Source organism: Kribbella sp. NPDC050820, assembly GCF_040653975.1.
Classification (GTDB): Bacteria; Actinomycetota; Actinomycetes; order Propionibacteriales; family Kribbellaceae; genus Kribbella.
On the sequence record NZ_JBFAHB010000001.1, the window covers coordinates 73,218 to 98,817 of the forward strand.

At 69.6% G+C, this 25,600-nt stretch carries 29 protein-coding genes; 20 read left to right on the plus strand and 9 right to left on the minus strand.

Annotated features, from left to right (window positions below; genetic code table 11):
* Window positions 1-67: 67 nt before the first annotated feature.
* The 4 genes from AB0H36_RS00325 to AB0H36_RS00340 form a co-directional block, all read right to left on the minus strand.
* Window positions 68-733 (minus strand): AIM24 family protein, encoded by a 666-nt coding sequence (locus AB0H36_RS00325; protein ID WP_360513922.1) that lies wholly within the window; start codon window positions 731-733, stop codon window positions 68-70.
* A 62-nt stretch (window positions 734-795) separates the two neighbouring features.
* On the minus strand, window positions 796-1,797 hold the full coding sequence (locus AB0H36_RS00330; RefSeq protein ID WP_360513925.1) for an alanine racemase: 1,002 nt from the start codon (window positions 1,795-1,797) through the stop codon (window positions 796-798).
* Window positions 1,798-1,801: 4 nt separating this feature from the next.
* Entirely contained in the window at window positions 1,802-2,932 is a 1,131-nt protein-coding gene (locus tag AB0H36_RS00335; RefSeq protein WP_360513928.1) for a peptidoglycan bridge formation glycyltransferase FemA/FemB family protein, read from the minus strand.
* A gap of 81 nt (window positions 2,933-3,013) precedes the next feature.
* The gene (locus tag AB0H36_RS00340) at window positions 3,014-3,931 is read right to left on the minus strand and encodes an SDR family NAD(P)-dependent oxidoreductase (RefSeq protein WP_360513931.1); all 918 of its coding nucleotides are present in this window, start codon (window positions 3,929-3,931) and stop codon (window positions 3,014-3,016) included.
* 120 nt (window positions 3,932-4,051) lie between these two features.
* On the opposite strand from AB0H36_RS00340, the gene AB0H36_RS00345 reads away from it, so the two are divergent.
* From AB0H36_RS00345 to AB0H36_RS00355, 3 genes are read left to right on the plus strand one after another with little or no spacing between them, the layout of a single operon-like run.
* Complete coding sequence (locus tag AB0H36_RS00345; protein ID WP_360513934.1) at window positions 4,052-4,618, plus strand: TetR/AcrR family transcriptional regulator; 567 nt, start codon at window positions 4,052-4,054, stop codon at window positions 4,616-4,618.
* Window positions 4,618-5,334, plus strand: coding sequence for an SDR family oxidoreductase (locus AB0H36_RS00350; protein WP_360513937.1), 717 nt, complete (start codon window positions 4,618-4,620; stop codon window positions 5,332-5,334). Before AB0H36_RS00345 ends, AB0H36_RS00350 begins: the two co-directional genes overlap by 1 nt.
* 31 nt (window positions 5,335-5,365) lie before the next feature.
* Complete coding sequence (locus AB0H36_RS00355; protein WP_360513940.1) at window positions 5,366-6,574, plus strand: MFS transporter; 1,209 nt, start codon at window positions 5,366-5,368, stop codon at window positions 6,572-6,574.
* Here AB0H36_RS00355 and AB0H36_RS00360 read toward each other — a convergent pair.
* Window positions 6,543-7,079, minus strand: coding sequence for an NUDIX domain-containing protein (locus AB0H36_RS00360; protein WP_360513943.1), 537 nt, complete (start codon window positions 7,077-7,079; stop codon window positions 6,543-6,545). The two genes, AB0H36_RS00355 and AB0H36_RS00360, sit on opposite strands and share 32 nt — an antisense overlap.
* Window positions 7,080-7,114: 35 nt before the next feature.
* Here AB0H36_RS00360 and AB0H36_RS00365 point away from each other — a divergent pair, with 35 nt between their 5' ends.
* A complete protein-coding gene (locus AB0H36_RS00365) occupies window positions 7,115-7,570 on the plus strand; it encodes a hypothetical protein (protein WP_360513946.1) in 456 nt (151 codons plus the stop codon).
* Here AB0H36_RS00365 and AB0H36_RS00370 read toward each other — a convergent pair.
* Together AB0H36_RS00370 and AB0H36_RS00375 are read right to left on the minus strand one after the other, a co-directional pair.
* The gene (locus tag AB0H36_RS00370; RefSeq protein ID WP_360513949.1) at window positions 7,551-8,354 is read right to left on the minus strand and encodes a deoxyribonuclease IV; all 804 of its coding nucleotides are present in this window, start codon (window positions 8,352-8,354) and stop codon (window positions 7,551-7,553) included. The two genes, AB0H36_RS00365 and AB0H36_RS00370, sit on opposite strands and share 20 nt — an antisense overlap.
* A 63-nt stretch (window positions 8,355-8,417) precedes the next feature.
* Window positions 8,418-8,918: an Lrp/AsnC family transcriptional regulator gene (locus AB0H36_RS00375; protein ID WP_360513952.1), complete on the minus strand. Its 501-nt coding sequence runs from the start codon at window positions 8,916-8,918 to the stop codon at window positions 8,418-8,420.
* A gap of 94 nt (window positions 8,919-9,012) precedes the next feature.
* Between AB0H36_RS00375 and AB0H36_RS00380 the strand changes: the two genes are divergently transcribed.
* From AB0H36_RS00380 to rplI, 6 genes are all read left to right on the plus strand, one after another.
* Entirely contained in the window at window positions 9,013-10,158 is a 1,146-nt protein-coding gene (locus AB0H36_RS00380) for an MFS transporter (protein WP_360513955.1), read from the plus strand.
* Window positions 10,155-10,814, plus strand: coding sequence for a DUF4241 domain-containing protein (locus AB0H36_RS00385; RefSeq protein WP_360513958.1), 660 nt, complete (start codon window positions 10,155-10,157; stop codon window positions 10,812-10,814). The genes AB0H36_RS00380 and AB0H36_RS00385 overlap by 4 nt, the downstream gene beginning before the upstream one ends.
* 212 nt (window positions 10,815-11,026) lie before the next feature.
* Entirely contained in the window at window positions 11,027-11,317 is a 291-nt protein-coding gene (gene rpsF / locus AB0H36_RS00390; protein ID WP_132211461.1) for a 30S ribosomal protein S6, read from the plus strand.
* A gap of 92 nt (window positions 11,318-11,409) precedes the next feature.
* Complete coding sequence (locus AB0H36_RS00395) at window positions 11,410-11,985, plus strand: single-stranded DNA-binding protein (RefSeq protein WP_360513961.1); 576 nt, start codon at window positions 11,410-11,412, stop codon at window positions 11,983-11,985.
* A gap of 81 nt (window positions 11,986-12,066) precedes the next feature.
* The gene (gene rpsR / locus AB0H36_RS00400; RefSeq protein ID WP_360513964.1) at window positions 12,067-12,300 is read left to right on the plus strand and encodes a 30S ribosomal protein S18; all 234 of its coding nucleotides are present in this window, start codon (window positions 12,067-12,069) and stop codon (window positions 12,298-12,300) included.
* 14 nt (window positions 12,301-12,314) lie between these two features.
* Window positions 12,315-12,761: a 50S ribosomal protein L9 gene (gene rplI / locus AB0H36_RS00405; protein ID WP_360513968.1), complete on the plus strand. Its 447-nt coding sequence runs from the start codon at window positions 12,315-12,317 to the stop codon at window positions 12,759-12,761.
* 431 nt (window positions 12,762-13,192) lie between these two features.
* Here the strand turns inward: rplI and AB0H36_RS00410 are convergent, their stop codons facing one another.
* The gene (locus AB0H36_RS00410; protein ID WP_360513971.1) at window positions 13,193-14,608 is read right to left on the minus strand and encodes a hypothetical protein; all 1,416 of its coding nucleotides are present in this window, start codon (window positions 14,606-14,608) and stop codon (window positions 13,193-13,195) included.
* 304 nt (window positions 14,609-14,912) lie between these two features.
* On the opposite strand from AB0H36_RS00410, the gene AB0H36_RS00415 reads away from it, so the two are divergent.
* The 10 genes from AB0H36_RS00415 to AB0H36_RS00460 are packed head-to-tail and all read left to right on the plus strand — an operon-like array spanning window position 14,913 to window position 24,956.
* The gene (locus AB0H36_RS00415; protein ID WP_360513974.1) at window positions 14,913-15,539 is read left to right on the plus strand and encodes a DUF6668 family protein; all 627 of its coding nucleotides are present in this window, start codon (window positions 14,913-14,915) and stop codon (window positions 15,537-15,539) included.
* Window positions 15,540-15,557: 18 nt separating this feature from the next.
* Window positions 15,558-15,827 carry a conjugal transfer protein TrbC gene (locus AB0H36_RS00420; RefSeq protein ID WP_360513977.1) on the plus strand — a complete coding sequence of 90 codons (270 nt, stop codon included), beginning with the start codon at window positions 15,558-15,560 and terminating at the stop codon, window positions 15,825-15,827.
* Between the two features lie 32 nt (window positions 15,828-15,859).
* Window positions 15,860-16,717, plus strand: coding sequence for a hypothetical protein (locus AB0H36_RS00425; RefSeq protein WP_360513980.1), 858 nt, complete (start codon window positions 15,860-15,862; stop codon window positions 16,715-16,717).
* Window positions 16,717-17,619: a type IV secretion system protein gene (locus AB0H36_RS00430; protein ID WP_360513983.1), complete on the plus strand. Its 903-nt coding sequence runs from the start codon at window positions 16,717-16,719 to the stop codon at window positions 17,617-17,619. The genes AB0H36_RS00425 and AB0H36_RS00430 overlap by 1 nt, the downstream gene beginning before the upstream one ends.
* A 1-nt stretch (window position 17,620) precedes the next feature.
* Complete coding sequence (locus tag AB0H36_RS00435; RefSeq protein WP_360513985.1) at window positions 17,621-19,243, plus strand: type IV secretion system protein; 1,623 nt, start codon at window positions 17,621-17,623, stop codon at window positions 19,241-19,243.
* On the plus strand, window positions 19,230-20,738 hold the full coding sequence (locus AB0H36_RS00440) for an SCO6880 family protein (protein WP_360513988.1): 1,509 nt from the start codon (window positions 19,230-19,232) through the stop codon (window positions 20,736-20,738). Before AB0H36_RS00435 ends, AB0H36_RS00440 begins: the two co-directional genes overlap by 14 nt.
* Window positions 20,739-20,754: 16 nt before the next feature.
* On the plus strand, window positions 20,755-22,401 hold the full coding sequence (locus AB0H36_RS00445) for an ATP/GTP-binding protein (protein ID WP_360513991.1): 1,647 nt from the start codon (window positions 20,755-20,757) through the stop codon (window positions 22,399-22,401).
* Window positions 22,401-24,251 (plus strand): TraM recognition domain-containing protein, encoded by a 1,851-nt coding sequence (locus AB0H36_RS00450; protein ID WP_360513994.1) that lies wholly within the window; start codon window positions 22,401-22,403, stop codon window positions 24,249-24,251. The genes AB0H36_RS00445 and AB0H36_RS00450 overlap by 1 nt, the downstream gene beginning before the upstream one ends.
* A complete protein-coding gene (locus AB0H36_RS00455; RefSeq protein ID WP_360513997.1) occupies window positions 24,241-24,618 on the plus strand; it encodes a DUF4913 domain-containing protein in 378 nt (125 codons plus the stop codon). Before AB0H36_RS00450 ends, AB0H36_RS00455 begins: the two co-directional genes overlap by 11 nt.
* A complete protein-coding gene (locus AB0H36_RS00460; RefSeq protein WP_360514000.1) occupies window positions 24,618-24,956 on the plus strand; it encodes a YrdB family protein in 339 nt (112 codons plus the stop codon). Before AB0H36_RS00455 ends, AB0H36_RS00460 begins: the two co-directional genes overlap by 1 nt.
* On the opposite strand, the gene AB0H36_RS00465 is transcribed toward AB0H36_RS00460, so the two are convergent.
* Window positions 24,953-25,558 (minus strand): hypothetical protein, encoded by a 606-nt coding sequence (locus AB0H36_RS00465; protein ID WP_360514003.1) that lies wholly within the window; start codon window positions 25,556-25,558, stop codon window positions 24,953-24,955. The two genes, AB0H36_RS00460 and AB0H36_RS00465, sit on opposite strands and share 4 nt — an antisense overlap.
* Between the last annotated feature and the right edge of the window lie 42 nt (window positions 25,559-25,600).

A 25,600-nucleotide genomic window follows, 5' to 3' on the forward strand; every position in this document is an offset into this window, starting at 1 on the left:
GGCTCCTGACCGTGCCGTCGGCGAGCGTTTGCCGGCGGCACGGTCCTTGCACTCGGTCAGCAGGCCGTCATGACGTGGTGACTATGGGGGCTCCTTCGCTGGCCTGCACCAGCACGAACCCCTGCCCCGTGAAGGCCAGCTGCATGGCCTCCCCACTGCCACGTCCGATCAATGCCCCCGCCTTCATGGTTCGGTTGACCCCGACCTGAAGCCCGGTGCTCCAGCAAACCGCCGACTGCGCATCCGCGGCCGTCGGCATGCGTGCGACGTCGAGCAGCACCGGCGTGCCGTGCGTGGTCACCGCCACCCATCCGGTCCCCGTCACCGTCGTGTTGAACAACCCACCGGCTGCCATCCCGGCCCCCTGAACCCGGTGGATGTCCCAGCTGAGCTGTGGCTGGAAAGCCAGCAGATTCCGCCCGTTGACGGTCAGCCCTTCGTTCTCCAGGAAGAACAGCTGAATGTCGTCAGCGTTGTCGGCAAGGTAGAGCAACCCGTCACCACGAACTCGCATCAGCGACACGCCCTCACCTGTCGCGACCTTCTTGAACAGCTTGCCGAGACCGCCGGCGCCCTCGTAGTCGAAGTCCATCCGCCCTTGGAAGGCGACCATCGAGCCTTGCTTCGCGAGCACCTGGTCAGGCAGCTGGACGCGCAACATCTTCTTGTTCTCCAGCCCGAAGCCGCCGGGCAACGGCTGGCCGTCGAGATTGCCGAGAACCGAACTTCGCACGACGTCCCCCTTCGACCGGGAATGATGCCGACAGCCTAAGCCTCGGTCCGTGGCCGGTCGGCTCAGTCCATCGACACCTTGTCGAACGACGTGGTGGTGTAGCGGACGTCGACGCCCACCTCGTCGCCGACCGCGGGCGGGGCCACTGTCGACGGCAGGAAGAGCATGCTGGCCTGCATGTGCGGGGGCTCGGCGAACCAGCGCTGCTTGCCCTCGATGGTGAACGGCGACAGCGCCATGCCGGCCGCGTCCAGGCTGCCCTTCGCCATCGCGATCGCGCGCTGGCGAACGGTGGCCGCCGCGGTCGGCGCCTCCAGGCCGACGCCGTGCGCCGTACCGCCCGAGACCACCAGGATGTGCCCGTCACCGCTGACCCGGCGCTGCCGGTAGCCGACCCGCTCGCCGCGCCGGACCGAGTGCACGTCGAGCACCGTCGACCGCACGGACAGCGCGCCGCGGTCGCCGAGCCAGAGCCCGGTGCCCATCCGCAGTTTCACGTCCTCGCCGATGTCGGAGAGCTTCTGCGCCGGTACGTGCGACACCCAGAGCGGTCCGCGCCGGACGGCCAGGGCGGCCTTGCCGAGCTCCGAGGCTTCTCTGAGGTTGGCCGACGTACCGCCGGCGCCCATCGGGAAGTGCAGCGACCAGCCCTCGAACCGGATCCGGTCGAGCGCGTTCAGCAGCATCGTGTGCCGGAGCTCGCGGGCGCCGATCCCGTGCCGCCGCATCGAGGTCTGCACCTCGATCAGCACCCGGCTGCCGGCCGGGATCGAGACCAGGTCGGCCAGCCGGCTGACCGTGTGGATCACGTTCTTGCTCTGCGGGATCTCGTGGAACGGCCGCCACGGCGACAGCACGACGATGTCCTCGCGCGGGTCCGGCGGCACCTCGAAGTAGGTGCCGACCGCGACCGTGCGGGCGCCGAGGGCGCGCGCCTCGGCCAGCAGCCGGTGGTTGCCGAAGCCGTACCCGTTGCCCTTGGCGACCGGGACGATGTCGGGGTTCCACGTGGAACGCAGATGTTCGCGCCATCGATCGGAATCGACGTGCAGGACTAGGGGCATGGTGTCAACGCCGTCTCATGTAGAGGTCGAATGCGGTGTAGAGCGCCTTGTTCAACGGCAGATCCCACTCACCGACGTACTCGACGGCCTCGCCGCCGGTGCCGACCTTGAACTGGATCAGCCCGACGTGCGGGTCGTTCGGGTCCAAGGTGTCGGTGATGCCCCGTAGGTCGTACACGGACGCGCCCGCGGCGAGCGCGTCCGTCATCATGCGCCACTGGATCGCGTTCGATCCGCGCACATCTCGCTTGGCGGTCGAGCTGGCACCGTAGGAGTACCAGGAGTGACCGCCGACCCGGACCCAGATGGTCGATGCGACCAGGTCGCCTTCGTGGTAGGCGTTGTAGATCCGGAAGTCACAACAGTCGGCCGGCTGGTCGGCCATCGCGGCGTACATCTTCTCGAAGTACGGCAGCGGCCGCGGGGTGAAATGGTCCCGCTCCGCGGTCTCGACGTACAGCTGGTGGAACGCCTTCAGGTCCTCGGCGCCGCCCTGCGTCACCTCGACGCCGGCCTTGTCGGCCTTCTTGATGTTGCGTCGCCACAGCTGGTTCATGCCCTTGAGGAGGTCGTCCTGGCTGCGGCCGGCCAGCGGGACCTGGAAGACGTACTGCGGTTGTCCGGCCGCGAATCCTTCTCCAGTCCGCGGCGCCTTCCAGCCGAGCGCGCGCAACTGCTTGGCGACCAGCTCGCCGGAGGGCTCGATCACGTCGGCCCGGACGTCGCCGAGCTTGGGCTGCTGCCCGCCGGCGATCGCGTCCTTGATCGTCTTGGCGCCCCACCGCCGGGTCGCCACCGGCGGACCCATCCGGATGCCGAACGCGCCGCGCTCTTGCAGGTGCCCCGCCAGCGGGCGCAGGTACCGGCCGAGATCGACGGCGTCCCAGTCGATCACCGGGCCCTCGGGCAGGTAGGCCAGGTACCGCTTCACCTTCGGCATCTGCCGGTACAGCACCAGGCCGGCGCCGACCAGCTCTGCCGGGTTGGCCGGGTCGTACCAGCCGAGTGACTCCGCCTTCCACTCGCTCTTCACCGCCGCCCACCCGGGGGTCTGCAGGAAGCTCGCCGCCGGTTGCGCTGCGATATAGGCAGCGTGCTCGTCGGCCGAGATGGTCCGGATGCTCAAGTCACTCACGGTCGGTCAGGTTACCGGCCCGAAGCTTTGAACCGTAGCCGAGCCGGTGACCTGATCAAACCTGTGGATAACTGGGCCGGCTTACTGGGCGAGGAGTTTCTCCGAGAGGTCCCACAACCGAGTGGCCGACTCCGGATCGAGGGCGTACGCCGAGACGCCGCTGTAGTCGTTGTCTCCGTGCGGCAGCGCCTCGTTGTTGTCCTCGAAGTACCGGCCGGTGACGCCGTCGACGAGTGGCGACGCGGCCAGCAGGACCGAGGTCGACGCACCTTGCTCGGGAGTCTTCCAGGCGAAGCCCTCCCAGTTCTTGAAGAACTCCTCCGGCAGGTGCCGCTGCAGCGCGGTCCGGATGCCGCCCGGCATCAGCGCGTTGGCGACGATCCCGTCGCTCGCCCAGCGCTTCGCCGCCTCGACGGCGAACAGGACGTTGGCCGTCTTCGATTGTCCGTACGCCGCCCACTCGTCGTAGGGCCGGTGCTCGAAGTGGATGTCGTCGAAGACGACGTCCGAGCGGTTGTGCGCGCTGGAGCTGACGGACACGATCCGGGCGTTGCCCGCCTGGGCGAGCGCCGAGTGCAGGCCGGTCGCCAGCCCGAAGTGGCCGATGTGGTTGGTGGCGAACTGGTGCTCCCAGCCCTCCGGCGTGCGGTTGAGCGGCTCGGCCATCACGCCGGCGTTGTTGACCAGGATGTGCAGCGGTCCGTCCCAGTTCTCGGCGAACGCGCGCACCGAGGCGCGGTCGGCGAGCTCGAGCGGCGCCACGAAGACGTGGCTGTTGCCGGTCGCCTCGATGATGTCGGCCGCGGTGCGCTCACCCGCGGCGGTGTTGCGTACGGCGAGAGTCACCTCGGCCCCCGCCGACGCGAGGGCACGGGCGGTCTCCACGCCGATGCCGGACGCGCCGCCGGTGACGACCGCGCGACGCCCGGACAGATCCACGCCGGCGATCACGTCGGCCGCGGTGGAGTCATAGCTGAAGGGGGTGGTGATTCGGCTCATCAGGTTCGGTCCTGTTCTGCGAGCTAGGCTTTAACCGGAGGAACCTCCGGTAATCCCAGTTAACTGGAGGCACCTCCGGTTATCAAGTCCGATAGGTTCTGGGGTCAGAAGGGAGGGGAGATGGGCACTGGCGAACGTCCGCTGCGGGCGGACGCGCAGCGCAACCGCGAGCAGATCCTGGCCGCGGCGTCGCGCGCGTTCTCGACGTGCGGCCTGGAGGCGACGCTGGAGGGGATCGCGAAGGACGCCGGTGTCGGCATCGGCACCCTCTACCGGCACTTCCCCACCCGTGAGCTGCTGATCGAGGCGGCGTACCGCAGTGAGCTGGCCGCGATCTGCGACGCCGCGCCGGTGCTGCTCGACACGATGCCGCCGGCCGAGGCGCTGCGGGCCTGGATGGACCGCTACATCGACTACATGACGCGCAAGCTCGGGATGGCCGACGCGCTGCGCGCGGTGATCGCGTCCGGCGCGAACCCGTACGCCCAGAGCTTCGAGCTCCTGGTCGGCGCGATCAAGCCGTTCCTGGACGCCGGCGCCGCGTCCGGCGATCTCCGCTCCGATGTCTCGGCGGACGACGTACTGGTCAGCATCAGCGGGGTCGCGCTGGCCACCGGGAAGAACCGCGACCAGGCGGACCGAGCCCTCAACCTGTTGATGGACGGCCTCCGCTACCGGAGCTCTTAGTGCAGAAGGTCGCACTGGTGACGGGCTCGGCTTCGGGAATCGGGGCGGCGACAGCCCGGCGGTTGGCCGCGGACGGGATGACGATCGCGGTGCACTCACGGTCGAGTCGGGACGTGGGTACGGCGCTGGCGCGCGAGCTGAACGGGTCGTACTTCCAGGCAGATCTCGCGGACGACGCCGAGGCGGCTGGATTGGTGCCGCGGGTGCTGGCCGAGTTCGGGCGGCTCGACGTACTGGTGAACAACGCGGGGATCAGCTGGCCGGTGCCGCACGCGGATCTCGAGGCGTTGACGGCGGGCGACTGGCGGCGGCTGCTCGACGTCAACCTGATCGCGCCGTGGTTGCTGTGTACGGCGGCCCTGCCCGCGCTCCGGGAGTCGGGTGGCTGCATCGTCAACGTCACCAGCCATGCCGGTGTCCGGCCGAAGGGAAGCTCGATCGGGTATGCCGCCTCGAAGGCCGCGCTGAACCACATGACCAAGCTGCTGGCCGCCGCACTCGGACCAGAGGTGCGCGTCAACGCGGTCGCGCCCGGCCTCGTCGACACCCCGCTCACCGCGTCCTGGACCGAGGCCCAGGAGCTGTGGAAAACCATGAGCCCGATGCGCCGCGCGGCCCAGCCGTCGGACGTCGCGGACCTGATCTCCGCACTTGTCCACAACACCTACGTGACCGGCGAAGTAGTCCTGCTCGACGGCGGCCTGAACCTGCGCTAGTTCTGTCGGTGCCGGCTCCTACGATCGCCGGATGTCTTTGGGTCGAGACTTCCGGCGGCTGTGGGTCGCGTTCACCGTCAGCGCGGCCGGATCGGCGGTCGGCCTCGGCGCGTTGCCGCTGATCGCCGTACTCGCTCTCGGCGCCAGCACCTTCCAGGTCTCGATGCTCGCCGCGCTGTCCGCGATCGCGGCCGCTGCGATCGCGTTGCCGCTGGGCGACTTCATCGAGCAGCGGCGGAAGCGGCCGGTGATGATCGCGGCCGACCTGGTCCGGTTCGTCGTACTGATCTCGGTGCCGGTCGCGGCCGTGCTCGACGTGCTGACCTACACCCAGCTCTGTGTGGTCGGCGTCGTGCAGGCAGCCGCGTTGATCGTGTTCCAGGCGGCGAGTGGCGCGCACCTCAAGGCGCTTGTCCCGGCCGAGGGGCGAGCCGAGGCGAACAGCCGGTTCGAGCAGACCAACTGGATCACGCTGAGCGTCGGACCGGCGGTTGGCGGCGCGCTGGTCAGCTTGGTCGGTGCGACCGTCACGTTGGCTGTGGACGCGGTGTCGTTCCTCGGATCGGCGCTCGGCATCCGGCGGATCCAGCAGCCCGAGCCCGAGCCGGTACGGCGGGATGGGAAGGCTGACATCACCGCCGGGTGGCGGTACATCCTGCGGCATCGCGGACTGCGGGTGCTGTTCTGGAACTCGCAGCTGTTCGGCGGACCGGTGATGATGACGTCGCCGCTGCTCACCGTCCTCATGCTGCGCGACCTCGGCCTGCCGGCGTGGAACTACGGGCTCTCGCTCGGCCTGTCCTGCCTGGGTGGGGTCCTCGGCGCGCGTCTCGCGCCCCGGCTCACCCGACGGTACGGACTGCAGTGGATGCTGCTCGTGTTCGGCGTACTCCGGGCGCCGTGGCTGCTGCTGATGCCGCTGGCGCCGGCCGGCTGGGGTGGGTTCGCGCTGATCACCGCGGCCGAGGTCGGGCTGCTGGTGGCTGCCGGAGCGTTCAACCCGTCCTTCGCGACGTACCGCATGGAGGCGACCGAGGACGGCTACATGGCGCGGGTGGTGGGCGCGTGGTCGATCAGTTCGCGCTGCGTGCAGCCGGCGTTCATGGCGCTCGGCGGGGTGCTTGCAGCGACGATCGGACTCCGTGGTGCGCTGTGGATCGCGGGCGGATGCTGCCTGCTGAGCGCCGCCGTACTGCCGTGGCGGTCGGCTACAGCAGCTCCATTGCCTGAGCCAGTCTGACCTGGCTGCCCATCATCCCGCCGTCGGCCTGGGCGTCGAGATACGTGACCGCCCGCTCGGCCGGGAGCACGAGGACCTCGACCACCTGCTCGCCGTCGTCGGGGTTGGTCGGCTCCTGGTCGACCACGACGTCCGCGACGACAGTGGCCCAGTACGAGATCGGGTGCGGGAGGTGCGGACGGTAGGGGCCCGGGCGGCGGTGCTCGGCGCGGTGCGCACCGAGCCAGGTCAGCGGTCCGGTCAGGCGGGCGCCGGCCTCCTCGAGCAGCTCGCGCTGCACCAGCTGCTCGATCGTCTCGTCCGGCTCGCGGGTGCCGCCGGGGAGGAAGCGCCAGCCGAGGTCGTTGCCGCAGACAACGACTCCGCCGTTGGTGCGGCCGATCACGTGCACGTTGCTGATCAGCTCGTCCGGCGGCACCTCGGTCGAGAACCGGACATCGAGCTCACCCCAGGCCCAGTGGTCCGGTGCGAAGAGCTCGGGAAACCGCTCGGCCCAGGTCTGCATGGGGGCCATTCTCGCGGCTGCGCTACCGTCCCCCCATGGCGGCCCAACCACCGGACCCATCGCCCGACCCGGATCCCTCGCCTGACCCGGCGCCTGCACCCGAGCCTGAGCGCGCCCGGCGGACGACTGCGCGACTGCTCGGGACCTCGGCCGCGCTGGCTGCCATGGTCGGTCTCTTCCAACTCGCCGACATCCTCCGCGGCGCCTCGACGTACGGCGCCGCCGCCTGGATCGCCGTGGTCGTCGCGCTCCTGGCCGTCCTCGCGCTCATCGCCTGCTACGCCGCCTGCGCGCTCGAGCGCGCGACCCTGCGCACCCGCGTGATCGGGAGGCTCGACCTCTTCCAGACGTCGACCGTCGTACTGCTCATCGCGCTCACCGCAGGCGTTCTCCTCCCCACCCGCAACACCACCGCGCTCGCGCTGCTGCTTCCATGGGGGATCGCCTACTGGGTGCACGGCCTGCCCGCGGCTACTTCAGATGAGACCTGAGGTAGTCGATGTCGGCCTTCTGACCGTGGTTCGCGTTCGGGGTCTCGACCACCACCGGGGCACCGGCTGCCTGCACCACCGCGACGATGTCGGCCGGGTCGATGTGACCCTCCTCGAAGTTGCTGTGCCGGTCCGCGCCGGAGCCGAACTCGTCGCGTGACCCGTTGGCGTGCACCAGGTCGATCCGGCCGGTGATCGCCTTCACCTTCTCCACGATCGTCGGCAGTTCCTCGCCGGCCGCGTGGAAGTGGCAGGTGTCCAGGCAGAAGCCGACGTTCTCCAGCCGGTCGTTGCCCGAGGACTGCACCGCGTCCCACAGCCGGGCGATCCGGTCCAGCTGGCGGGCCATCGCGTTCTCACCGCCGGCCGTGTTCTCGATCAGCAGTGGCACCGGCAGTTCGGCCCGCTCGATGCACTTGCGCCAGTTGTCGAAGCCGGCCTCCGGGTCGTCCTCGTCGCCGACGTGCCCGCCGTGCACGATGACGCCCATGACGTCGATCTCTGCCGCCTTGTCGAGGGTCTGCTGGAGCAGCTTGCGGCTCGGGATCCGGATCCGGTTGTTCGTGTTCGCCACGTTCAGCCGGTACGGCGCGTGCACGTACAGATCGACGCCCGCCGCGGCGGCTCGCTCCTTCAGCGCCGCTTCGCCGTCGGCGTAGGCGAGCTTCGGCGCCTTGTAGTCCTGGGGGTTGCCCAGGAAGAACTGCACCAGGTCGGCGCCCCGGTCGGCCGCCTCGGCCAGCGGGTCTTCCTGGTCCACGTGCGCACCCAGCTTCAAGCTCATGACCCCACCCTAGAACCGCCCACCGACAGTACTGAATTCCTCCCCCGCCCCACCGCCCCGATCTCAGGAACCCCATCCCTCGGAACGTGTCACGGGCCGCGAGTCGTGAGCGGGCGGCTGGACCGGCCGCCCCTCGAACTCCGTGGAGAGAACGACGTGCGTGTTCATCTCGCCGTGCTCGCCGAGGCGCTCGAAGAGACCTTCGAGGTGCTTCATGGAGGTCACGCGGACGCGGAGCATCGAGCAGGAGTTGCCGCTGAGCTTGTGGATCTCCAGCACCTCGGGGAAGTCCTCCGCGCGGGTGGTCTTCAGCAGGCAGCGTCCAGTGCTGCAGCGCATTTGAATGAAGGCGGACAGCGGCTGGCCTGCGCGGGCCGGGTCGACCTGCGCGCGGTAGCCGACGATCACGCCCGACTCCTCCAGCCGCCGTACCCGGTCCGCCACCGCAGGCGGTGACAGGTTGACCCGCTTGCCGAGCTGGTTGAACGACAGTCGCCCGTCAGCCTGCAGCTCGGAGAGGATCTGCCAGTCCGTCGCGTCCAGGTCGCGCTCCTGAAAGGTCATCTCCCCAGAACACCTTCGACATCGCCACTGCACAAGGGTGAATGCCTTACTTCGTACATTCAGCGACGGCGGCTGCCTTTCTAGCGTTGCAGACATGCTGATTCCCGTCGTTCTGGCCGCCGCCCTGATGAACGCCGCCATGGTCGCCGCGAGCGCGGTGAGCACCATCCTGATCTCCGACAAGCTGAGCCCCGGCTTGGCCGGTCTGCCCAACACAGCCGGCGTACTGGGCACGGCCGCCGGCGCACTGGCCGTCGGCAAGTGGACTGCCCGCCGCGGACGCGCTCAGGCACTCCGCACCGGGTACGGCGTTGGCGTCGCCGGCGGAGCGTTGACCGTGCTGACCGCAGTGGGCGCTCACGTTTCGCTGCTGTTCGTCGGCATGTTCCTGCTCGGTGCGGGCAACGCTGCGAGCCTGCTGTCGCGGTACGCCGCGGCTGACGCCGTACCTGTTGCCCGACGCGCGTCTGCCATGAGCACAGTCGTCTGGGCCAGTACGGCGGGTGCTGCCGGCGGACCGTTCTTGATGGCGCCGTCGCAGTCGTTCGCTCGGGCACTTGGGCTGCCGGCGGTCGCGGGACCGTTCCTGCTGGCGTTGGCCGCGGTGTTCTGCGCTCTGATTGCGTCCACCTACATCCCGCGGGCGCGGGCGGTGGAGGTGTCGACGGATGGCGAGCGCTTGGCGGCGCCTCGTCGTACCCAGGTCGTTCTGGCTGCCGCTGTGATGGTCGTGGGGCATCTGGTGATGGTGGCGCTGATGACTGCGGTGCCGGTGCATGCACACCACCACGGAGCGGGGCTGGGGGCGCTGGGGCTGATGCTGTCCGCTCACACGCTCGGCATGTTCGCCCTGTCTCCGCTGACCGGTTGGAGCATCGATCGGTTCGGCACTCGGCCTGTTGTGGTGGCCGGGCTCGGGTTGTTGCTCGTCTCCGGCGTACTGATCACCCAGTCCGGCCCGGTCTTCACGCCGGCGTTGTTCCTGCTCGGCTACGCCTGGAACCTCTGCTATCTGGGCGGCAGTGCGCTGCTGGTCACCGCGGAGCTGGAGAGCAAGGTCGAGTCGTCCATCTGGACCGTCTCCGCCCTGGCCACAGCCGCGTCTCCCTGGCTCTTCACGCTTGGCGGCTTCAGCCTCCTGGCCACCTTCTCCTGGCTACTGGCAGTCCCGCTGCTACTCCTGACCTTGCGACGTACCTCTCCGGCCGACCGTCGCCAGACCTCTAGCATTGGTTCGTGATCAGCCCCGACTACTTCCGTGCACTCCGCCCTGGTCCCGTCGAGGTCGACGGGAGGACGTGGTCCTTGACCGTCCATGACCTCGGCTTGCTGCGCGTCCCGAGTGGCCGCCTCGAGGCCTGCGACCCGTTCGTCACGCTGGGGGAGGCGCCGGTGGTCGACGTACCGCCTGGTGACTACCCGGTGCAGGTCACCGTGGCGGACGTGTCGGAGGAGCAGGACGGGAGCCACCTCCGGGAGGCGTTCCTGTCGCTGCGCGTCGCGGACGGCGAGGTCGCGCGGGTCGAGGCGGCGACCAGCTCCGGCGACGCTCTGGGCGAGGACGAGTTCTGGGCGGTCGGTGTGGACGCCGGCACGGTCGCGTTCGTGGATGCGGAGGCCGCCCGGTCCAAGATGCCGGAGGGCAACTGGTACGACGACCTGTTCGACAACGGCCGTGACGACAGCTGGTTCGCGCTGATGGACTCGGCCGACCACCTCCGCGAGGGCTGCGCGAACATCGTGCTGCCACTCGCCACGGACGGTGAGAATGTGGTGCTGGCCCACTCGGGCTGGGGTGACGGCGCGTACCCGGTGGTGCGGACCGTGGACGCGGACGGCCGGGTTCTCGCCGTACACATCGATCTGCTGGTGGTCGGGCCGGAGAGTGACGACTGATCGCCGCCGAGTGACGGAGAGTTACCGGAAGTGCCCTGTGGATATGGTCAAGAGGGCGTCCGGACGCTGGTATTCTTTTGGGTGTGGCCCGGTCCATCGACCGGGCTCATTGCTTGGCGCCGGTGGCAAGTGCCGACGCCGGGCATCATCGCATCGCCCTCCTGCCACGGAGAGACCGTGGCCGCCAAGTCCGAAGGAGGTGGAGTTCGCGCATGCGTCGTTACGAAGTCATGGTGATCCTCGACCCTGAGCTCGATGAGCGCACCGTGGAGCCGTCCATCGACCAGTACCTGAACATCGTCCGCAAGGAAGGTGGCACGGTCGAGAAGCTCGACATCTGGGGTCGTCGCAAGCTTGCTTATGACGTGAAGAAGAAGGCCGAAGGCATCTACGCCGTCATCGACCTGACCGCGGAGCCCGCGGTGGTGAAGGAGCTCGACCGTCAGCTCACGCTGAACGAGTCGATCCTCCGCACCAAGGTCATCCGGCCGGACCAGCACTGACCCTGGGGTCGTCAGCAACCATCGGTACTGTCGGCGCCAGCCGCTACTGATAGTTGTGGACACAGCCACACCCGACAGCAGGAGGAACGGCAATGGCAGGCGAAACCGTCGTCACTTTGGTCGGCAACCTTGTCGACGATCCGGAGCTCCGGTTCACCCCGTCCGGCGCCGCCGTCGCGAACTTCAGGATCGCGTCGACGCCGCGCACGTACGATCGGCAGACCGGTGAATGGAAGGACGGCGAGTCGCTGTTCCTGAGTTGTTCCGTCTGGCGGCAGGCCGCGGAGAACGTGGCCGAGTCGCTGCAGCGCGGCATGCGCGTGATCGTGCAGGGCCGGCTCAAGTCCCGCTCGTACGACGACCGTGAGGGCAACAAGCGCACGGTCTTCGAGATCGACGTGGACGAGGTCGGGCCCAGCCTGCGCAGCGCCACCGCGAAGGTGACCCGGGCGATGCGCTCCGGTCCCGGCGGTGACGGCGGCGGCTTCGGTGGTGGCGGTGGCGGGAACCAGGGTGGCGGCGGCTACGGCGGCGGCCAGGGCGGTGGCGCCCAGCAGCAGAACGACCCCTGGGCGACCCCGCAGGGCGGTGGCGGCCAGTCCGCCCCGCAGAACGACCCCTGGGCCGGCCAGGGTGGCGGCGGCTCGATGGAGGAGCCTCCGTTCTGATCCGGTCCCGGGTCGTGACCAACTGACAAGAGTGACCATTCCGGCACGTGTGCCGGGCTCTGGAAGGAAGAGAGCACCACAATGGCCAAGATCATTCGGAAGCCGAAGAAGAAGATCTGCGGCTTCTGCAAGGACAAGGCGTCGTACGTCGACTACAAGGACACCGCGCTGCTGCGCAAGTTCATCTCGGACCGCGGCAAGATCCGCGCCCGCCGGGTGACCGGGAACTGCGTGCAGCATCAGCGTGACGTGGCCACCGCTATCAAGAACGCTCGTGAGGTGGCGCTGCTGCCGTACACGAGCACGGCTCGCTGAGGGAGGTCCGGCACATGAAGCTGATTTTGGCGCAGGAGGTCGAGGGCCTCGGAGCCCCCGGCGACATCGTCGAGGTGAAGGACGGCTACGGCCGCAACTTCCTGGTCCCGCGCGGCCTGGCCATCGGCTGGTCCCGCGGCGCCGAGAAGCAGATCCAGTCGATCAAGCGGGCGCGTGACGCCCGGGCGATCCAGGGCAAGGAGCACGCGAGCGAGGTCAAGAACCAGCTCGAGCAGCTCACCGTCACGCTGGACGTGAAGGCGGGCGAGACCGGCCGGCTGTTCGGCTCGGTCACCCCGGCCGACATCGCCGGCGCGATCAAGTCCGCCGGCGGCCCGCTGGTCGAGAAGCGCGCGATCGCGATCGCGTCGCCGATCAAGACCACCGGCAAGCACCAGGTCTCGGTCCAGCTCCACCCCGAGGTAGCGGCCACCGTCCGCCTCGAGGTAGCAGCTAGCTGACGTACCCCGTTCAAGGCCCGCACTCCCCACCCGGGGAGCTGCGGGCCTTGTTCGTTCCACAAGCCCGCGGCGTGGCTCGACTGCACCGGTGGTGCGGCCTCTCGTTCCGGGGGCTGGGGATGTGGGTGGTCAGCTGGTTTTTGTGGGGGCGGGCCACTGGACTGGGGCGGGGTTTGAGGAGGAGCCCGTGTCTTCCGGCTTGGTGACGCTCGGCCAGCTGACCGGCGCCGGACCACCCTGACCGCTACCACCGGACTCCGGCTTCCCGACCGACGGCCACGGAACCGGCGCAGGATCGTCGTCCGCCACCGCCGACCCCGGAGGCGCGACCATCACCACTACCGCCACCCAACACGCCACCGCGCGCACCACCCGCCGGCCGACCCCAGGAGTCAGCTCGACCGCCGTACCTGTCCGGTAAACCATCGGCGTCACTTCTTCTTGTCCAGGGCGTACAGGACGGAGTTGTGGACGACGATGGCGTGGGCGCCTGCGATGCCCCACGGGCGGGCGGTGCCGGTGGTCAGCGGGTGGGTGGGTTTGCCGGGCGAGGTGGCGACCAGCTTGCCGGTGAGGTTGCCGTAGACGACGTTGGCGGTGATCGACAGCGGCTGGAAGTCGGGGGCCGGGAAGGTCGCCTTCCGGGTAAAGTCGATCAGGCACTCACCCCAGGCGGCGACCTTGCGCCCGGTGTCCGGGACCCAGTCCCAGTTCTCCACCGTGCCCTCGGAGTCGCCCTGACAGATCGCCACGACCGCCCCGTTGGCGCTCGAGTGCACCACCGGGATCACCACGTTGGCGTCCGCGGTCTTCCACAGCACCAGCACGTATCCCGGGCTGGCGGCGAGCACGCGGAGGATGCCCTTGGACCCGGTCGGCGGCTTGGGGTCCACCTCCTGCAGGTCCTTGCCCGGCTGGCTCCAGTAGAGCGGGCCGCCGTACCGCGCCATCAACGCGCGGTCGCCCTCGGCGAGCAGGATGGTCGCCTCGCGGCGCTGGTGCTCGACGGTCTTGAGCTCGCCGCCGGAGACCACGCTGGCCCCGGCGCTGCCCATCTCGATCAGCGGCGACGTGCCGAAGAACTGCACCTTCGCCGAGTCCGGAAGCTCCACCTCCGTGGCCTCGGCGCCGTCGCCGGCCCAGTAGTACAGGGTGTCCGACGTCGCGACCGCGAGGACCACCTTGGAGTCGACGGTGGTGTAGACGGGGTTCTGCGCGTCGTTCGGGACCTTGTCCTGCCACAGCACCTTGCCGTTGCTGTCGAACACCGCGATCTTGTCGTCGGGCGTCAGTACGGCGACCTCCGTGCCGTCCGGCGACACCGCGGGGATCGTGTCCTGGGCGATGTCGACCGTCCAGGACGCGTTGGTCGTGAAGCCGGGCGGCGCCGGCCGGGAGGCGAGCTGGTCCGGCCCGACGCTCGGCTCGGGCAGCGCGGGCAGCTTCGGCGACGTGGTCGGCTTGGCGACGCCGTCGCCCTTGGGCAGCACGGTCAGGTAGAGGACCGTGCCGACGACCAGGCAGCCGGCCACCACGGCGGCGACGATGATCGGCCAGATCGGCTTCTCGGCGCCGCTGCCCTTGCCCTTGCGGGTCTGCTCCTCGACCGCCTCGACCCGGCCGTCCGGGTGGATGATCAGCGGCCAGGAGGCGCCGTCGGACTCGACAGCGGTCGCCTTCACCGGCCGCCCGAGCTGTCCGGCCCGCTCGCTGACGAGCGCGATCGCCGCCTGTCGCGGATCATGATGGTTGACCGGGTGGCTGCGGCCGGCGATCTTGACCTCGGCGTTGTGGTCGTCGTACAGCCGGATCGTCACCTTGGGCCAGGACGGGACCTTCTCAGCCACGACGACCTCTCATTCCCGCCACCTGACTCCTCACTCGTCCGACTCCGCCACCGTCATCAGTGGTCCAGACCGCTGTACCAGTGAGCCACCACCCGAGTCCCCGGCAAAGTAGACCACTAGCATGTCCACCGCATCAAAGGCAGGCCGGGGAGCCCGGGTCCGCCGATGACGCGAGATCTCGGCTCGACTGACCCCGACAAGGGGGTAGAAACATCCTCGCCTGTGGATGGGTCACGAAAGTACACCCGGAAAGCGAGAGAATACTGTGGGCGACAGCCTGTGACGCACTGCGAGAGGAGGGGGCATGACGCAGAACCCGTGGACTCGGCAGCAATCGCCGACCCCGGGTCCGGAACAGTCGGCTCCAGGTCCCTCGCAGCCTGCGGATCTCTCCCGGCGCGGGCCGTCGGCCCCGCAGCACGGCGTCCCGGCCCCGGCCGAGGACCAGCGGCTGCCGAAGTTCGCCATCCCGGCCGCCGACACGCTGTGGTGGGTCGGTGTGCACGGTGGTGCGGGCGAGACGACCATGTCGCTGCTGCTTCCGGGGACCAGGGCGGCCAACCACCGCTGGCCGATCCCGCCGCCGCCGGTGCCGACACCCGTGATCCTGGTCGCGCGGACCAACGGTTCGGGTCTGCGGGCCGCTCAGCGGGCCGCGATCGAGTGGGCCTCCGGAGTCGTCCAGGGCGTCGCCGTACTCGGCCTGGTGCTGATCGCGGACGCCCCCGGCCGGCTGCCCCGCGTGCTCGACGACTTCGCCGACATCGTCGGCGGTGGCGTGCCGAGGGTGTGGGACATCCCGTGGATCGAGGAGTGGCGCCGAGGGGAGGCACCCACCCCTGACAACACCCCCGACGAGGTTTTCGAAGTCCTTGAATCCATCTACGCTCTTCGCGCGTCAAACCCAGCGGACTATCCCGCCCCGTACTGAAAGGCAACCACCGCAATGATGCTCGTACATCTGGTCTCGGAGGCCGCCAACCTGGTCCCGATGATCGACGACAACCCGCCCGGCATGGACAAGCTCCGGGGCGTCATCAACTGGGTCAAGATCATCGCGTACCTGATCTGCGGTCTGGGGATCATCATCGCCGGCGCCATGATGGCCATCGGCCAGCGCCGTGGTGAGGGTGGCGAGCACGCGGCCCGGCTGGGCTGGGTCCTGGCGGCCTGCATCATCATCGGCTCGGCGACGGCCATCGTCGACCAGCTGAAGTGACCGCGCTCTCCGTCGCCGGAGCCTGATCGGCTGTGGGACTGTTCAGCAGGGACTCCGGCTCCGGTTCCGCGGGAGGCGATGGCGACGGCGACGCGTCCGGCAGCAGCTTCTGGCAGGACAACGGCTTCATCGCCTCGGCGATCATCGTCGGCGCGGTGGTCGTCTGCCTGATCGTGTGGCTGTTCGCCCGCGACCCGGGTACGCCGGCCTCGCAGCCGTCGACGTCGCCGAGTGTGGTCGAGCCGACCGAACAGCCCACCGAGGAACCGTCCGTGCCGCCCGCCACGCCCACGGGCCGACCCACCTCCACCGTGACACCGTCCGGGCCGCCCACGCCCGGTGTCGGTGGCTGCAAGCTCAAGAAACCTGACCAGAGGATCCCGCGGATGGCGCCGTCGGCGGTCACCTGGCAGTTCGAGGCCGACATGCTGATTCCGCTCCAGCAAGAGGGAGGTCCGGCCGTCATGGACCGGACCGGTGTGCGCTCCTGCTTCGCCCACTCGCCGACCGGCGCTGTGCTCGCGGCGATGAACGTGCTCGGCCAGATCCGGAACCCGGACCTGACCGACGAGGTGCTGGCCACCCGCGTGGTGCCCGGTCCGGGCCGGAACCGGGCGGTCACCGAGGCCAGGGTGAGTACGACGCCGCGCAACGAGGGCAAGGTCGCGCAGTTCATCGGGTTCAAGGTGTTCGACTACCTGCCGGACCGGGCGGTGCTCCAGATCGCCGTACAGATCGACGAGACGAAGATCGCCTCGCTGCCGGTGACGATGCAGTGGTACCGCAGCGACTGGCGGGCGGTGCTGCAGGAGGACGGCAGCTTCAACGGCGAGACCGCGCCCGACGTGCTGCAGTCCCTGGACGGCTACGTCCGGTTCCGGGGGGCGTGATGATCGTCCTCGGCTGTTCCTGGGCGCCCTGGGACTGGGACGACTGCGTCGAGGAGAAGCTCGGCGACGTCATGGAGGCGGTCATGGGACCGTTCTTCAGGATCATCCTCGAGGTCATCAAGGACGTCGTGGTGGCGGCCGTCGAGGTGGTGCTCGAGGCGGTCGGCTTCCTCTGGGTCTGGATCGACACCCCGGACGTCGGCAACACCGGCGCGGCCGGCTTCATCCAGGTCCACACCAACTACATCCTGGCCGTCGCGGCCAGCATCGCGGTGATCGTCGCGGCGATCCAGATGGCGATTTCGCAGCGCGGTGAGCCGTTGCGCGACATCCTGCGGTCGCTGATCACGATGGTGGTCGTCTCGGCCGCCGGCGCGGCCTTCGCGGCCACCCTGATTCAGGCCGCCGACCAGTTCTCGCAGTGGATCATTCACGAGGCGGTCGGCGCGGACGACTCCGGCTTCGCGAACAAGATCGCCTCGGTGATGCTGGATCCGCTCAAGGATCCCGGCGAGTCGTTCGCGATGGCGCTGATCATCTTCGTCGGCATCCTGATGGTGATCACCGCGATCATCCAGCTCGCCCTGATGGTGGTCCGGTACGGGATGCTCGTCCTGCTGGTCGGCGTGCTCCCGCTGACCGCCGCGGCCACGAACACCGAGATGGGCATGATGTGGTTCAAGCGGGCGCTGGCCTGGCTCGCGGGCTTCATCATCTACAAACCGGTGGCGGCGCTGATCTACGCCACCGCGATCAAGCTGATGGGGAGTCCGGCGGCGCCCGACGGCGCCCCCGACGGCACCTCGCAGACACTCAAGCTCGTGATGGGCGTGACGCTGATGATCCTCGCCTGCGTCGCGCTCCCCGCCATCCTGCGGTTCGTCTCACCGAGGACGTCCTGACATGATCCCGCTCGGGTGTGGTGACGGCTGGTACGAGTGCCTGAAGGCTGCTGTCGAGGTTGTGCTCAAACCAGTTGCGGAAGCGGTGATCAACTTCGTGTTCCAGCCCATTCTCGACATCGTCGCCGAAGCCGTCACGGTGCTGATGGGCACCATCGGCACCTTCTGGGTGTACGTCGACACCCCTGCCGTCGGCGGGGCCAACGGCGCGCCGGCCAACGACACGGTCGGCTGGATCTGGGAGCACACGCAGTACATCGCGCTGTTCGTCGCCGCGATCGGCCTGATCGTCGGCGCCATCCAGATGGCGTGGAGCCACCGTGGTGAGGCGGCCCGGGAGATCCTCCGGTCGCTGATCACCCTGGCCCTCGCGTCCGCGCTGACGATCGGCATCGCGCAGGCGCTGATCGAGGTGGTCGACAAGTTCGCCGACTGCATCGTCACCACGTCGCTCAGCGACTCCGGCGAAGGCTGGCGCTGCGGCATGGGCAACACCGGCGGCGGCGAGAGCTTCGGCGAGGTGATGGGCGCCATGATCGGCCTGTCGCCGGCGGCCGGGCCGCTCGGCATCGGGCTGGCGATCACGATCGGCATCCTGGCGATCATCGCCGGGGTGATCCAGATCGTGCTGATGATCGTCCGCAGCGCGATGCTGATCCTGCTGCTCGGCGTGCTGCCGATCGCGGCCGCGGCGACCAACACCGAGATGGGCCGGACCTGGTTCAAGAAGATCCTGGGCTGGATCCTCGCGTTCATCCTCTACAAATTCGTTGCCGCGATCATCTATGCGACCGCGATCAGACTCACCTCGAACAACGGCCAGGGCCTGAACTTCGAGGACTCCGCCGAACCCGGTGGCACCCAGGTGATGAACATGGTCACCGGCCTCACGCTGCTGATCCTTGCCCTGTTCGCGCTGCCCGCGCTGATGCGCTTCCTGGTGCCGATGGTCGCGGCGACCGCGGGCTCGGCGGGCGCCGGCATGATCGGCGCGAAGATGCTCGGCATGGACAAGCTCGCCGACAAGGCGTCGCAGGGCGCCGACCAAGGCGGCGCCGACGGCAGTGGCGGCAGTGGCCAAGGCCCGAGCGGTGCCCGCAACGTCGGCCGGCCCAGCCAGGCCCAGAGCGGTTCCGGCGGGGGCGGCGGCGGAGGTGGAGCCACTGGTGGTGCCGGCGGCGGTGGCGGTGGAGGCGCCGCCGCAGGTGGCGGCGGTGGTGGCGGTGCTGCTGCAGCCGGTGGTGGCGGAGGCGCTGCTGCCGCGGGTGGTGGCGGTGCTGCTGCGGGCGGTGGTGCTGCGGCTGCAGGTGGTGGCGCTGCGGCGGCCGGTGGTGCCGTGGCCGCTCCGGTAGCTGCTGCGGTGGTCGCGTTCCAGAAGGCCAAGGAAGCGTCCGAGACGGTCGCATCCGAGGTCCTGGACGACGACTCCACAGGCGGTGGCGGTGGCGGCGGAGGAGGCGGCGGTGGTGGCGGTGGCCCGTCGGGCAGCGGCGGCTCACAACGTGACCTGAGCCGCGAGCGCGATCGCGACCGCGCACAGCAGCAGCAAGACACCCGTTGGCGGGACGACCAGGCCCGCCGCGACGCTCAACGAGACTCGGACGGACCACGTGGCAGCGGCTGACAACGTACGAAGCGCCCCGCGCACCTACGGCAACTGGAGGCAGCCCGTCTCGGCGGGTATCGCCGGCCTGGGCACGCTCGGCACCGCCCTGATGATGGGCGGCCTGCTGATGACGGTGTTCGCCATGATGTCCGGCGGACCCGAGGCCGCGATCGTGACGATGGTGATCGTCGGCATCTGCCTGCTGATGCTGATGACCAAGGACAAGCACGGGCTGTCCACCCTGCAACGGCTCTCGACGCGTATTGGATGGCAACGAGCGACCATGGCGAAGCACAACATCTACCGTTCGGGTCCACTCGGCCGGACCGCGTGGGGCAAGTTCCAGCTCCCCGGCCTGGCCGCCGCGTCCCAGCTGAGCGAGTACCAGGACTCGTACGGCCGGCCCTTCGCGCTCCTGTACTACCCGAGCACCCGGCACTTCACCGTCGTCATCAACGCGGAGCCCGACGGCGCCTCGCTGGTCGACGAGGAGCAGGTGGACGTGTGGGTCGCCCACTGGGGCCAGTGGCTGGCCTCGCTCGGCCACGAGCCGGGCATCGTCGCTGCCTCGGTGACCGTCGAGAGCGCGCCCGACACCGGCATCCGGCTGCGTCGCGAGGTCAGCAACAACATGCTGGACGGCACGCCGGCCATCGCCCGGGCGATGCTGACCGAGGTCGTGCAGTCCTACCCGGAAGGCTCCGCGCTCATCTCGGCCCGCGTCGCGCTGACCTTCAAGGGCACCGACCGGAGCGGCAAGCGCCGCAAGGAAGACGACATGGGTCGCGAGCTCGCGTCCCGGCTGCCCGCGCTCACCCAGAGCCTCAACGCGACCGGGGCGGGTGCTGCCCGGCCGGTCACCGCGCAGGAGCTGTGCGAGACCGTGCGGATCGCCTACGACCCGGCCGCCGCCGTACTGATCGACGAGGCCCGCGGTCAGGGGATGGCGCCGGAGCTGCAGTGGACCGATGTCGGTCCGGCCGGTGCACAGGCGTTCTGGGACAAGTACCGGCACGACTCCGCGTGGTCGGTGACCTGGCAGATGACCCAGGCGCCGCGTGGTGAGGTGTTCTCCTCGGTGCTGTCCCAGCTGGTCGCACCGCACTCCGACATCGACCGCAAGCGCGTCACCCTGCTCTACCGTCCGCTCGACGCGGCCACCGCGGCCCGGATGGTGGAGGCCGACAAGCGCAACGCGTCCTTCCGCGCGACCACGTCGAACCGTCCGACGGCCCGGACGATGGCCGAGGCGCGGGCGGCGGACCGCACCGCGCAGGAGGAGGCCCGGGGTGCCGGTCTGGTGAACTTCGGCATGGTCGTCACCGGCACGGTGATGACGGCCGAGCAGATCCCGGACATGATCGCGGCCATCGACAACCTGGGCGCGACTGCGCGCATCCTGCTCCGGCCGGCGTACGGCTCGCAGGACTCCGCGTTCGTGGCCGCGCTGCCGCTCGGCGTCGTACTGCACAGCCACCTGTCCATCCCGGCCGGCATCCGGGAATCGCTCTGACCGCTGGGGAGTCATCGTGAGCAAGAACGAGAAGCAGCCGGCCGACCCCAAACGGCGCGGCAAGCGGCCGATGCCGCGGGGCTGGCCCGGGATGGGCGGCGGCTACTCGACGTACGTCCAGGCCCCGGCCGAGTGGCGCGGTACGACGGTCCAGGTCTGCGGACTGTGGCCGTTCTCGGCCGGCACCGGCAGCCCGATGGTCGGCGTGCCGATCGGCCGGAACATCCTGTCCGGCGCGACCATGTGCTGCGACCCGATCAGCTGGTTCATGCGGGCGAAGCTGATCTCGAACCCGTCCATGTTCGTGCTCGGCAAACCCGGTCTGGGCAAGTCGACGATCACCCGGCGGATGGCGCTCGGCCTGGCCGGGTACGGCATCCAGCCGCTGGTGCTCGGTGACCTGAAGCCCGACTACAAGGACCTGATCGAGGCCCTCGGCGGCCAGGTCATCCAGCTCGGCCGCGGCCGCGGGCACCTGAACGTGCTCGACCCGGGCGAGTCCCGGCAGGCCGCGCTCCGGCTCACCGGCAAGGCCCGGGAGGCGATCCAGGCCGACGCGCACGGCCGCCGCCAGACGATGGTGTCGGCGCTGATCTCGATCATGCGCTCGGCCCCGCCGACGGACCGCGAGGAGACCATCATCGACGAGGCCCTCAAGGTCCTCGACGAGCGACACCAAGGTACGCCGCTGCTGCGCGACCTCCTGAAGGTCATCCAGGACGCTCCGGACCAGGTCCGCAACGTGGCGCTGGACCGCGGCAGCCTGGACCGGTACCGGCAGATCACCGAAGGACTCGAGGCCTCGCTGATCGGTCTGGTCGGTGGTGGCCGGCTCGGCGAGATCTTCTCCGAGCAGACCGACAACCCGATGCAGATGGACCGCCCGGTCGTCTTCGACGTGTCGAACATCGACGACTCCGAGACCAGCCTGCAGGCCGCCGTACTGCTGGCCTGCTGGTCGTACGGGTTCGGTGCGGTCGCGGTGTCGCAGGCGCTCGCGGACGCCGGCCTGGAGCCGCGGCGGCACTACTTCGTCATCCTCGACGAGCTGTGGCGGGTGCTGAGGGCCGGGCGCGGCCTGGTCGACCGGGTCGACGCGCTGACCCGGCTGAACCGGCAGCGCGGTGTCGGGATGGCGATGATCTCGCACACCATGTCCGACCTGCTCGCGCTCGAGCACCCCGAGGACCGGATGAAGGCGAAGGGTTTCGTCGAGCGGTCCGGCATGGTCATCTGCGGCGGTCTGCCGCGGGCCGAGATGGAGAACCTGACCGAGGTCGTGCCGATGTCCGAGGAGGAGCAGAACATGCTCATCGGCTGGCAGGACCCGCCGGCGTGGGACCCGGCCACCGGCCAGGAGGCGGCGCCGCCCGGCCGGGGCAACTTCCTGGTCAAGGTCGGTGGCCGCCCGGGCATCCCGGTGCACGTCGGCCTCACCTCGGTCGAGCGCGAGATCAACGACACCAACAAGCTGTGGAAGACAGGTGCCGACGGCAACCCGATGAAGGTCGAGGTGGCCGACGACGGCTCGGAGGAGGTCGTCGAGCAGTACAACCTCGACGACCCGACGATGTTGCCGCCACCCGACCCGACCACCCGGCTGGTCGCGCCGCCACCCGACCCGGCCACCCGGCTGGTCGCCCGAACGGGAGTTGACGAGTAATGGCCCAAGGCAGGAAGAGCACCGGTCCCGGCGGGCTGTCGGTCGAGTCGGTCCTGGTCTTCATCGGCATCGGACTGTTCGTCCTGGTCGTCGGCGGTATCTGGGGCGCGCTCAAGGCTGCGGCCGCGATCAACGACACCCGCGCGGTGCCGGGCCCGATCGGCGCGCTGGCCGACCTGATCAACGGCCGGATCCGCTGGTCCGGCGCGGCCACCGGAGTACTCATCCTCGAGCTCGTCGTGCTGGGCCTGATCGCCGGCGGGGTCTGGTTCCTGCTCCGGCGCCGGCAGGTCAGCGTCGGCCGGGTCGACAAGCAGGCGTTCCTGATGTCGAAGCGGTCCGAGATCTTCAAGATCACCCGGGAGGGTGCGCAGGGGATCGCCAACCGGCTCGGCGCCGGGCACGCCGGCCCGGGCGTCCTGATCGGCCGCACCGTCCGGGACAACCTCGAGGTGTTCGGGTCCTGGGAGGACATGCACGTCGACATCTGGGGGCCTCGAACCGGTAAGACGACGTCCCGCGCCGTACCGGCGATCCTGGACGCGCCCGGCGCGGTGATCGCCACCTCGAACAAGCGCGACATCGTCGACGCCACCCGGGGACCGCGGCTGGAGAAGGGCCCGGTCTGGGTGTTCGACCCCCAGGAGGTCTGCGAGGAGCCGCCGAACTGGTGGTGGAACCCGCTCACCTACATCACCGACGAGACCAAGGCCCGCGAGCTCGCCGAGCACTTCGTCGCCTCGCAGCGCAAGGACCGGAACGCCCAGACCGACGCGTTCTTCGACGCCGCCGGCACCGACCTGCTGGCCGGCCTGCTGCTCGCGGCCGCGGTCGCGAAGCGCCCGATCACGCAGGTCTACAGCTGGCTCGCGGACCAGCGCAACGACGAGCCGGAGCGGATCCTGCGCAACACCCCCGGGCTGCACCTGTCCGCCGACGCACTCGCCGGCGTCATCAACGCGCCGGACAAGCAGCGTGCCGGTGTCTATGGCACGGCGCAGCAGAGCGCCCAGTTCCTGATCAACCGCAAGGTGACCCGATGGGTCATCCCGCAAGGCTCGAACGACACCCGCCCGCAGTTCAACCCGCACGAGTTCGTCCGCCAGGGCGGCACGCTGTACAGCCTGTCCAAGGAAGGCGCCGGTACGGCGGGACCGCTGGTCACCGCGTTGACCGTTGCGGTCGTCGAGGCGGCCGAGGAGTACGCCAAGGGCAACCCGATGGGCCGGATGCCGAACCCGCTGGTCGGCGTCCTGGACGAGGCGGCGAACGTGTGCCGGTGGAAGAACCTGCCCGACCTCTACAGCCACTTCGGCTCCCGCGGCATCGTGCTGATGACGATCCTGCAGTCCTGGCCGCAGGGCGTGGAGTGCTGGGGTCCGGAGGGGATGGAGAAACTCTGGTCCGCGGCGAACGTCCGGGTGTACGGCGGTGGCGCGTCGGACGCGAACTTCCTCGAGAAGCTGAGCAAGCTGATCGGCGACTACGACATCATTTCCAGCTCGGTCTCGTACAACAAGGGTGAGCGCGGCACCAGCCGGCAGACCCAGCGGCACAACATCCTCGAGGTGTCCGACCTGGCCTCGATGCCGCCCGGCCGGGCCATCGTCTTCCCGTCCGGCATCCCGGCCACCATGGTGAAGACCGTGCCGTGGTTCACCCGGCCGGACGCCGGCGCGGTGAAGGCGTCGCTGGCGAAGTACGATCCGGGTGCCGCGACCGGCGGATCGTCGCAGGGCGGGGCGAACCCGTGGGTGACGGCCGGCCCGCAGCAGTCCGGACCGCCCCCGCTGCCGACGGGCGTCCCGGTCTGGGAGCAGCAGAGTGAGGAGCAGCGTCGTGGATGGTGAAGCGCAGGAACTCTTCTACCCGCATGTCGCGGCCTTCGTCGAGGACCGGCTGATCTACCTCTACGCGCGGCGGATCGGGCAGCAGTACGTCTGGTGCCCGGAGTGGTACCGGCACGCCGAGGCGCTGAGCCGGCTGGACTCGATCTGGCGGGCCTGGGAACACCTGCGCCTCGACCCGGCCACCGGGATGTCGGTCTGGTGGCGCGACCACGCGGACCCGCACATGATGGCGCTGCTGGACCCGGACGGTCCGTTCGCGGCCTGCCGAGGTGCCCACACCGACTACCCGATCCCGCCGCTCCCGGTGGAGGAGCCCCCGGCCGGCCTGTTCTTCGACCAACGCCAACCCAACCTGCGCGGCATCTAGTGTGGCGCTGGGGCAACCTGCTGCTTGCCTTCCTGGTCGAGCTGGTTGCCCTTGGCATCTTCGCCTGGTGGGGCTGGACAGCTTCCGGTACGACGGTCGTCCGGTTGCTGCTCGCGATCGGTCTACCCGCGGTGACCGCGCTGGTGTGGGGACTCTTCGCCGCACCCACGGCGACGCGCACGACACCCGTCGTACGGGCCATTGTCAAGGTCGTCGTCTTCGGTCTGGCCGGTGCTGCGCTGTGGAGCCTCGGGCATCCGGTGTGGGCGGTGGCCTTCGTCGTGGTGGTCGCGGCGAACCTGGTGGTCATCCACGTCCAGGGGCTCACACCTGACTAGTCGTCGCCCAGGCCGATGTTGCGGAGCTCTCCTGGGCGGCGGTCCTTGCGCTTGTCGTGCTTCGGCTTGCGGCGTTCGAACTTGCTTGCGACCGGCGGCTCGGACGGCCTGCGGGCGGCTTCCTCGGCCGGTGGTTGCCCGGATTGCTGGGCGGCGTCGTTCCGGCGGTCGCGCGCATCAGCGTCGTACTCGTCCGCCCGAGCCCGGTCGTACCTCGCCTCCCGCTCCTCGCGGCCGGCGGCTCGCTCGTACCGGCGACCGGCGGCTGCGGTGGCGTCCGCTCCGGGCTCGTCGGGCCGGGCTGCGGCTTCGTCGAGCAGGTGGCGGCCGTGGGCCCGGTCGCTGAGGCCCTGCTGGTACTTGCCGGCGGCGTCGGTGCGGAGCCGGTCGGCCTTGGCCTCGTCGGCGTACGCGAGCCTTAGCGCCTGGTGGGTCTCCAGCCGCGCGTCCTCCTCGGCTTCCCGGCGGACCCGGTGCAGCTCCTGCTGGTCCTTCGCGGCGAGCTCGAACGTCTCCTCGTCGTCGCGGAGATCCTCCTCGAGCTCCTCCTCCTCGCGAAGTTCCTCGAGCTCCTCGTCGCGGGCGTCGTCCGTGTCGGCCATGCCGCTCCTTTCCTCCCGCCACACCATGCCGCACCGGAAGGG

Coding starts and splice junctions, on each gene's coding strand:
- rpsR (WP_360513964.1), top strand. CDS start 12,067: ATGGCCAAGATCATTCGGAAGCCGAAGAAGAAGATCTGCGGCTTCTGC.
- AB0H36_RS00360 (WP_360513943.1), bottom strand. CDS start 7,079: ATGCAGACCTGGGCCGAGCGGTTTCCCGAGCTCTTCGCACCGGACCAC.
- AB0H36_RS00420 (WP_360513977.1), top strand. CDS start 15,558: ATGCTCGTACATCTGGTCTCGGAGGCCGCCAACCTGGTCCCGATGATC.
- AB0H36_RS00450 (WP_360513994.1), top strand. CDS start 22,401: ATGGCCCAAGGCAGGAAGAGCACCGGTCCCGGCGGGCTGTCGGTCGAG.
- AB0H36_RS00435 (WP_360513985.1), top strand. CDS start 17,621: ATGATCCCGCTCGGGTGTGGTGACGGCTGGTACGAGTGCCTGAAGGCT.
- AB0H36_RS00430 (WP_360513983.1), top strand. CDS start 16,717: ATGATCGTCCTCGGCTGTTCCTGGGCGCCCTGGGACTGGGACGACTGC.
- AB0H36_RS00415 (WP_360513974.1), top strand. CDS start 14,913: ATGACGCAGAACCCGTGGACTCGGCAGCAATCGCCGACCCCGGGTCCG.
- AB0H36_RS00370 (WP_360513949.1), bottom strand. CDS start 8,354: ATGAGCTTGAAGCTGGGTGCGCACGTGGACCAGGAAGACCCGCTGGCC.
- AB0H36_RS00330 (WP_360513925.1), bottom strand. CDS start 1,797: ATGCCCCTAGTCCTGCACGTCGATTCCGATCGATGGCGCGAACATCTG.
- AB0H36_RS00345 (WP_360513934.1), top strand. CDS start 4,052: ATGGGCACTGGCGAACGTCCGCTGCGGGCGGACGCGCAGCGCAACCGC.
- AB0H36_RS00465 (WP_360514003.1), bottom strand. CDS start 25,558: ATGGCCGACACGGACGACGCCCGCGACGAGGAGCTCGAGGAACTTCGC.
- AB0H36_RS00380 (WP_360513955.1), top strand. CDS start 9,013: ATGCTGATTCCCGTCGTTCTGGCCGCCGCCCTGATGAACGCCGCCATG.
- AB0H36_RS00340 (WP_360513931.1), bottom strand. CDS start 3,931: ATGAGCCGAATCACCACCCCCTTCAGCTATGACTCCACCGCGGCCGAC.
- AB0H36_RS00395 (WP_360513961.1), top strand. CDS start 11,410: ATGGCAGGCGAAACCGTCGTCACTTTGGTCGGCAACCTTGTCGACGAT.
- AB0H36_RS00375 (WP_360513952.1), bottom strand. CDS start 8,918: ATGACCTTTCAGGAGCGCGACCTGGACGCGACGGACTGGCAGATCCTC.
- AB0H36_RS00355 (WP_360513940.1), top strand. CDS start 5,366: ATGTCTTTGGGTCGAGACTTCCGGCGGCTGTGGGTCGCGTTCACCGTC.
- rpsF (WP_132211461.1), top strand. CDS start 11,027: ATGCGTCGTTACGAAGTCATGGTGATCCTCGACCCTGAGCTCGATGAG.
- AB0H36_RS00365 (WP_360513946.1), top strand. CDS start 7,115: ATGGCGGCCCAACCACCGGACCCATCGCCCGACCCGGATCCCTCGCCT.
- rplI (WP_360513968.1), top strand. CDS start 12,315: ATGAAGCTGATTTTGGCGCAGGAGGTCGAGGGCCTCGGAGCCCCCGGC.